Below are 5,156 nucleotides of genomic sequence, written 5' to 3' on the forward strand. Positions count from 1 at the left end.
CGGCTTCGTGACCGCCGGGCACTGCGGCGGCACCGGCAGCCCGACGCTGGGCTACAACAACGTCTCGCAGGGCACCTTCGCCGGGTCGTCGTTCCCCGGCAACGACTACGCGTGGGTGCGGACCAACGGCAACTGGGTCCCCCAGCCGTGGGTGAACAACTATGCGGGCGGCAACGTGACCGTGGCGGGCTCGGCGGACGCGGCGGTCGGCAGCTCGATCTGCCGGTCCGGGCGCACCACCGGCTGGCGGTGCGGCACGCTGCTCGGCCGCAACGAGACGATCAACTACGCGCAGGGCTCGGTCTCCGGGCTCAGCCGCAGCAACGCCTGCGCCGAGCCGGGCGACTCCGGCGGCTCGTGGATCTCCGGCAACCAGGCGCAGGGCGTCACCTCCGGCGGCAGCGGCAACTGCTCCTCCGGCGGCACCATGTGGTTCCAGCCGGTCAACGAGATCCTCGGCGTCTACGGACTCTCGCTGACCACCACCGGCGGCGGCAGCGGTGGCGGCCAGGCGGTGATCAGCAACTGGCACAACAAGTGCCTCGACGTGCCCGGCGGGAACTTCGCCGACGGCGTCCGGGTGCAGATGTACACCTGCAACGGCACCGCGGCCCAGCGCTGGGAGTCGGTCGGCGGCACGCTGCGCACCTCGAACAACAAGTGCCTCGACGTGGCCTGGGGCTCGACCGCGAGCGGCACCCCCGTCCAGATCGTCACCTGCAACGGCAACGCCGCGCAGCAGTGGGTGCACACCGCGGCCGGCGACCTGGTCAACCCGCAGGCGAACAAGTGCCTCGACATCGACGCCTGGAACCCGAACGACGGCGCCGTGATGATCATCTGGGACTGCACCGGCGGCGCGAACCAGAAGTGGCGGCGCGGATAGGGGGAATCTCTCCTGCGAAAACTGTTATCGCAGGTCAGAACCTTTAACAAACTTTAATGATTGGCTGAACGAACGGCGCGGGCCACGTTTTCATCGATGATCGTGGCCATGCGTCGTTCCCGAACTCTCCTCCTCACCACCGCCGCGGTCGTCGCCGCGACGGGCACCGTCTGGATCGCCCTGCCGGCCTCGGCCGCCTCGGCCACCGCCGTCGTCAGCAAGACGTCGGACTGGGGCTCCGGCTGGCAGGGCGACGTCACCATCACCAACGCCGGCACCACCGCGATGACGTCCTGGAAGGTCGAGTTCGACCTGCCCGCGGGCGCGACGGTGGGCAGCTTCTGGGAGGCGGACATGACCGCCTCGGGCGCCCACCGGACGTTCACCAACCGCCCCTGGAACGGCTCGGTCCCAATCGGCTCCAAGGTCTCCTTCGGATTCACCGCGAGCGGCGGGATGCCGGTCAACTGCAAGCTCAACGGCGCACCCTGCAACGGCGGCGGCGCCACAGCTCCGGTCCCGCCGGCCACCTCGCCGACCATCAAGCCGCCGGCCACCCCGACGACCGCTCCGACCACCTCTCCGACCACCAGGCCGCCGACCACCGCCCCGACGACGCAGCCGCCGGCCGGCAACCCGCCGCCGGCCGCCTCGAACCTGCTCCCGGTCAACGTCACCAACCGGACCGGCCGCAGCGAGTCGCTCTTCCTCTACGTGCTCGGGGTCAACCTGGCGACCGGCAAGCTCGGCTACGTCGACCAGGGCGGCGCCTTCCACAACTGGACCGGTGGCGCGTCCACGCCGGTGCCCGCGCCGGACGTCTCGATCGCCGGGCCGGGCAACGGCGGCAGCGCCACGCTCAAGATGCCGAAGGGTCTGTCCGGCCGGCTCTACATGTCGTTCGGCCGCAAGCTGGACTTCCGGCTCACCACCGACGGCGTGGTGCAGCCCGCTCCGTGGGCCGGCGGCGACCCCAACCGCGACATCCTCTTCGACTGGTCGGAGTTCACGCTCAACGACTCGGGGCTCTGGCTGAACAGCTCGCAGGTCGACATGTTCGCGATCCCGCATGTGGTGAGCGTGCAGGGCGGCGACGGGCGCACGATGCGGACCGGCGAGGTCAAGCCGGGCGGCCGGCAGCGGGTGATCGACGCGATCAGGGCCACGCCGGGCTTCGCCAAGACGGTGACCACGCGAGCGGACGGCACGGTGCTGCGGGTGCTGGCGCCGGGCAAGGCGGCCGACGGCGGCGCGTTCGACCCCGCGTATCTGGACCCGTACATCGCCGGCGCGTGGAACGCGTACACCTCGAAGGTCCTGACGGTGCAGCCGTTCGGCGACCGGCCGGAGATCAAGTACTCCGGTCGGACCACCGGCAACGTCATGAACTTCACCGACGCCGGTGGCCGCACGGTCGCCTCGTTTCCCAAGCCCAGCACCTCGAACGTCTGGGGCTGCGACGGCGCCCTGGCCGCACCCAACGACCAGGTGGTCGGGCCGATCTCGCGGACCCTGTGCGCGGCGCTGCACCGGTCGACCCTGGGCAGGATCGACACCCAGCCCGGGGGTACGGCGGCAGATTTCTACCAGGGGTCACTGACCAATCACTATTCACGGTTGATTCACGAGAACATGGTGGACGGCAAGGCATACGGATTCGCGTTCGACGACGTCCAGAACCAGGAGTCGCTCGTGCACTCGGGTGACCCGCGAGCTGCGGGGATCGAGCTCTCGCCGTTCTAGAAAGTCCGGCGGAAAGCCCGGCGTGTCAAGCGATTTCCCGCGACACGCCGGGCTTTTTCATGTCCCCGAAACAACCGCTGTGATGGCCATTACGAAAATCGCCGTCCCGGAATTGTCCTGTAGGGCCGTGACTTGTCGTCACTGTGTCAACAGATCAGCGACGGACGGGAAACACCATGACCCTCGCGGTGGAGCGCACCGAGGCAGAGCCGACCTTGGGCGAGCGCATGACGACACGGCAACGGTTCAAACTCGTGCTGGTGCTGGGCGCCCTGATCGCGATCGGCCCGCTCACCATCGACATGTACCTGCCCTCCCTGCCGGCGATCACCGGCGAGTGGGAGGCCACCGCCGCGGCGGTGCAGCTGACGCTGACCGGCACGCTGCTCGGTCTGGGCCTCGGTCAGCTGGTGATCGGGCCGCTGTCCGACGCGCTCGGGCGGCGTACCCCGCTGCTCGCCGGCATCGGCGTCCACATCCTCGCCTCGGTGCTCTGCGTCATCGCGCCGAACCTCGCCGTCCTCGGCGGGTTGCGGGTGCTGCAGGGCCTGGGCGCCGCGGCGTCGATGGTGATCGGCATGGCCATCGTGCGGGACCTGTTCACCGGCCTGGACGCGGCCAAGCTGATCTCACGGCTGATGCTGGTGATGGGCGCGGCACCGATCCTGGCACCGACCATCGGCGGGATCGTCCTCAACTGGACCTCGTGGCGCGGCGTCTTCGTGGTGTTGGCGCTCTTCGGCGTCGGGATCATCACCTTCGCGGCGCTGACGCTGCCCGAGACGCTGCCCGTCCAGCGGCGGCGCAACGGCGGCGTGGTGGGCACGTTGCGGGACTACCGGCGGCTGTTCACCGACCGGGCGTACATCGGGCTGATCCTGGTGGCCGGGCTGGCGATGGCGGCGCTGTTCGCGTACGTCGCCGGGTCGTCCTTCGTCTTCCAGGAGCAGTACGGACTCACCGAGCAGCAGTTCGGCTTCGTCTTCGGCGGCGGCGCGGTCGGCCTGATCGCCGCCACCCAGGCGAATGTGCGGCTGCTGCGCCGCTGGACGCCGTCCCAGATCCTCACCACGGCGCTGGCCTTCGGCGCGGTGATGGGCGGTGTGCTGCTGCTCAACGCGGCGACCGGCTTCGGCGGTCTGGTCGGCATCCTGGCGCCGCTGTGGCTGGTGCTGGCCGCGGCCGGTCTGGCCTTCCCGAACGCACCCGCGCTGGCGCTGTCGCGGCACGGCGAGGCGGCGGGTACGGCGGCCGCGCTGCTCGGCGCGGTGCAGTTCGGCGTCGGGGCGCTCTCCGCGCCGCTGGTCGGCGTGCTCGGCACCGGCGCGGTCGGCATGGCCGCGGTGATCGCCGGCGGCATGCTGGCGGCGAACGTGGTGCTATTCCTGATCGCCCGGCCGTGGCAGATCGTCGTGGACGACAACGTAGCGGTGGCGGCGGCTCACTAGCGGTGACCCGGATCGATGGACGAGGATCTCTGACCATGCGTGATCGTTCTCGCCGGTTGGCGTGGCTGGGCGTCCTCGTCGTCGGTCTGGTCCTCTACTTCGTGGTGCTGCGCACCCTGGTGCGGACGCAGAACCCGAACTTCGTGCCGGCCCTGATCCTTCTCGGCGCCACCGTGATGCCGCTGGCGTTCCTGGCCTTCGCGCAGGCGCGCACCGGCTGCTGGCAGGTGCCGGTGTCCGCGCTGCTGGTCGCGGCCTTCTTCGGCGGCGTCATCGGCACCGTCGTGGCCGGGACGCTGGAATACGACACGCTGCGCGGGCTCGGCGCCCTGCCGATGGTCCTGGTCGCCCTGATCGAGGAGTCGGCGAAGCTCATCGTGCCGGTGATCCTGCTCTTCGTCGTGCTGGCCCGCCACCAGCGCCGGCTGCCGTCCGACGGGCTGGTGATCGGCGTCGCGTCCGGGATGGGCTTCGCGGCGCTGGAGACGATGGGCTACGCGTTCACCACGCTGCTCGCCTCGAAGGGCAACATCGGCGCGGTCGAGGAGACGCTGTTCATCCGCGGCCTGACCGCGCCGGCCGGGCACACCGCCTGGACCGGGCTCACCGCGGGCGCGCTGTGGGCGTTCATCGCCTCGCCGGTGTTCAAGCGCTTCCTGGAGTTCGCGGCCACCTTCGCCGGCGCGGTCATCCTGCACACGCTGTGGGACACCTTCTCCGGCGCGCTGGTCTTCGTCATCCTGGGCATCATCAGCCTCGGCTGGCTCTTCTGGGCGCTGCACCGCTACCGGGCCTTCGCTGAGCTGAGTGGCCTCGCTTCGCTCGGCGGGCGCTCCGCCCCGGGGAGCCGATGAGTTGAGGTCCAAACAACGTCGGCTCCGCCTCGTCATTTTGGACCTCAACTCATCGGCGGGCGAATCGCGACTTGGTCGCCGTGACGCCTATCTGAGCTTGCCGCCTGCGGCGCCGTAGGCGGTCGCCGCGCGCCGGGCCAGCACCGGCGAGCCGCACTCGGTGGCGATCGCCTGCGCTTCGCGCAGCACCCGGCGGGCCTGCGGGCGGCGGCGGGCCGCGTTCAG

Annotated in this window: 4 protein-coding genes; all 4 read left to right on the plus strand. The window is 70.3% G+C overall.

Annotation, left to right across the window (positions count from 1 at the left end; translation table 11 throughout):
• A partial coding sequence (locus tag AB0M20_RS26300) for a ricin-type beta-trefoil lectin domain protein (RefSeq protein ID WP_364302563.1) occupies window positions 1-886 on the plus strand: 886 nt, incomplete at its 5' end.
• A gap of 108 nt (window positions 887-994) precedes the next feature.
• Window positions 995-2,629, plus strand: coding sequence for a beta-1,3-glucanase family protein (locus AB0M20_RS26305; RefSeq protein WP_364302565.1), 1,635 nt, complete (start codon window positions 995-997; stop codon window positions 2,627-2,629).
• A 227-nt stretch (window positions 2,630-2,856) separates the two neighbouring features.
• Window positions 2,857-4,077 (plus strand): multidrug effflux MFS transporter, encoded by a 1,221-nt coding sequence (locus tag AB0M20_RS26310; protein ID WP_364302569.1) that lies wholly within the window; start codon window positions 2,857-2,859, stop codon window positions 4,075-4,077.
• Between the two features lie 35 nt (window positions 4,078-4,112).
• Window positions 4,113-4,931 carry a PrsW family intramembrane metalloprotease gene (locus tag AB0M20_RS26315; RefSeq protein ID WP_364302567.1) on the plus strand — a complete coding sequence of 273 codons (819 nt, stop codon included), beginning with the start codon at window positions 4,113-4,115 and terminating at the stop codon, window positions 4,929-4,931.
• Window positions 4,932-5,156: the final 225 nt, after the last annotated feature.

The organism is Actinoplanes sp. NPDC051633 (assembly GCF_040681735.1).
In the GTDB taxonomy this organism is placed as follows: Bacteria; Actinomycetota; Actinomycetes; order Mycobacteriales; family Micromonosporaceae; genus Actinoplanes.